Origin of the sequence: Mucilaginibacter sp., assembly GCF_039921305.1 — a bacterium.
Taxonomy (GTDB): Bacteria; Bacteroidota; Bacteroidia; order Sphingobacteriales; family Sphingobacteriaceae; genus Mucilaginibacter.
On record NZ_JBDSCA010000070.1, the window covers coordinates 1 to 2667 of the forward strand.

Consider the following 2667-nt stretch of genomic DNA (forward strand, 5'->3'; position numbering starts at 1 on the left):
ATCAATTCATTATTAGCATTAAAAGGAAATAAAACAGTTAACGAGTACCACCGCGACCTGGGCCACATTATGTGGGAATATTGCGGAATGGCCCGTACTGCCGAAGGGTTGACCAAAGCCAAAGGTTTAATACAAGCCCTTAAGGCTGATTTCTGGAAAAATGCTTTAGTAGTTGGCCAAAACGAAGAGGTGAATAACTGCCTGGAACGTGCAGGCCGTGTAGCCGACTTTATAGAATTAGGCGAGCTAATGGTTGATGATGCCCTGATGCGTAATGAATCATGCGGCGGTCACTTCCGTTTAGAATCTCAAACCGAAGAAGGTGAAGCGATGCGTAACGACGAGGTATTCTCGTTTGTTGGTGCATGGCAATATAAAGGCGAGAATCAGCAGGAAGAATTGCATAAGGAAGCGTTGAACTTTGAATTTGTTCATCCTTCTCAGCGTAGTTATAAATAAAAAATGCGGTTAAGCGATCCAGCATTGGTAAACCTGCTAAAGCAAGCATATTCGGCCGAGAAAGCTGCAGCGTTTGCTTACCAGGGACATGCCGGATCTGTTAGTAATAAAGCGGAGAAACTAGCTATCAAACAAATTGAGATAGACGAGTGGAACCACCGCGAAGAAGTTTTAAAAATGATGGACCTTTACCAGGTGCCGGTATCAAAATGGCTGGAGGTAAAAAATTACATCATTGGCAAAACGATAAGTGCAAGCTGCTATGTAATAGGCTGGTTTATGCCTTTTTACTTTGCAGGCAATTTAGAAAGCGGTAACGTATGCGAGTACGTGCGCATGAAAAGACTTTTTAATGCTTTGGGGTTAACTGATCACGACGAGATATTGTACGAGATGAGTTTGAAAGAAAAGGAGCACGAAGTATATTTTTATGAGCAGATAAAAACCAGCAAACTACTGCCTTATTTTGAACGGTTTTTTGCCTGGGGCGAACATAAACGTAAAAACGATATAGATCTTATTAAAGGGTTTAAATTGGAAGATACAAATACATATTGTGAAGGCTTTCACGAAAAAAAGAAAGTTTCAAAAAAGCCGGTATTAATAAACGAAGAACAAGTTGAGGGATTAAAAGCAGGGTTTACATCCCGCGACACAAACCTCACAACTCAAATTTAAAAAAATGAGCGACGGAAACATGAATCTGACACTTAAGGTGTGGAGACAAAAAGACGCTAATAGCAGCGGTAAAATGGTAAGCTACCCGGCAGAGAATATCTCGCCTGATATGTCATTTTTAGAAATGCTTGACGTGGTAAATGAAGGCCTGACCCATAAAGGTGACGACCCGATACATTTTGACCACGATTGCCGCGAAGGTATTTGCGGTATGTGTTCGTTATATATTAACGGTCGCCCGCATGGCCCTAAAGGTGCTATTACCACTTGCCAGTTGCATATGCGCAGCTTTAATGACGGCGAAACGGTTACTATCGAGCCTTGGCGCGCGGCTGCTTTCCCGGTTATTAAGGATCTGGCGGTTGACCGTTCGGCGTTTGATCGTATACAGCAATCAGGTGGTTTTGTATCGGTAAATACCGGTGGCGTACCTGATGCCAATATCATCCCGATCCCGAAAATTATTGCTGATGAAGCTTTCAACTCAGCTACCTGTATTGGTTGCGGTGCTTGCGTTGCGGCATGTAAAAATGCTTCGGCTATGTTGTTTGTATCAGCTAAGGTTTCACAATTAGGTATGTTGCCGCAAGGTCAGCCCGAGCGTTGGAGCCGTGTACAAGCCATGGTAGCGCAAATGGACGAAGAAGGCTTCGGTAGCTGTACCAACACCGGTGCGTGTGAAGCTGAATGCCCTAAAGAGATTTCATTACTGAACATATCTCGTATGAATAACGATTTTTTCAGTGCTAAACTATTCCGCGAGGAAAAAATACACGACCACGGCAATAGCGGTGGCGAATAACTTTTTAATAAAGAACAATTGGATTAGGCTCGGGGATATTTCTTCGGGCCTTTTTTTGTAGCTGTAGTTTTAAAATACAGACACGTCAAACAATGGTGTATTGCAGTTATGTTAGGCAATAGCTATATTTATTACCTAATCTTAAGCAATTATGAACATAAAGAACGGTAATGACCAACAACTAGGCCTACTCAACCTTATTGTATTTGTATTATCTATTTATGTCCTTGGAGCTATTTTAGTTGACACTGTTTTTACGCTTCCCCCTCAAACTTCTTTATTGTTAACATATATAGATAATGGAATTTGCATTTTCTTTTTTGGAGACTTCTGTTTCAGACTATTCATGGCACCTGATAAAGCCAAATTTATGCATTGGGGATGGATAGATTTAATCTCAAGCATTCCTGCAATAAGTTATTTAAGAGCCGGACGACTATTGAGACTTATTCGTTTATTACGATTGATACGAGCTTTCCGCTCAACTCAACAATTTATCAATCATGTTTTTAAGAACAAAGCTCAAGGAACTTTTACTTCAGCTGCCATATTAGCCATTTTGCTCATTATATTTTCATCAATCGCTATTTTACAGGTAGAAAAAGACCCCGGTAGCAACATAAAAACTGCCGAAGATGCGATATGGTGGGCGTATGTAACTATTACTACAGTAGGTTATGGTGACAAGTTTCCGGTAACAACGGAAGGCAGAATTATAGCAGCTGTTC

At 41.1% G+C, this 2667-nt stretch carries 3 protein-coding genes and 1 pseudogene; all 4 read left to right on the forward strand.

Annotated elements, in window-relative coordinates:
* Positions 1-459 (forward strand): annotated as a pseudogene (locus tag ABIN91_RS19910) (fumarate reductase/succinate dehydrogenase flavoprotein subunit); the annotation flags it as partial.
* 3 nt (positions 460-462) lie between these two features.
* Complete coding sequence (locus ABIN91_RS19915; RefSeq protein ID WP_348053202.1) at positions 463-1137, forward strand: hypothetical protein; 675 nt, start codon at positions 463-465, stop codon at positions 1135-1137.
* Positions 1138-1141: 4 nt separating this feature from the next.
* Positions 1142-1939 carry a succinate dehydrogenase/fumarate reductase iron-sulfur subunit gene (locus ABIN91_RS19920; RefSeq protein ID WP_348053203.1) on the forward strand — a complete coding sequence of 266 codons (798 nt, stop codon included), beginning with the start codon at positions 1142-1144 and terminating at the stop codon, positions 1937-1939.
* A 151-nt stretch (positions 1940-2090) separates the two neighbouring features.
* Positions 2091-2667 (forward strand): ion transporter (locus tag ABIN91_RS19925; RefSeq protein ID WP_348053205.1); only part of this gene is annotated, 577 nt, incomplete at its 3' end.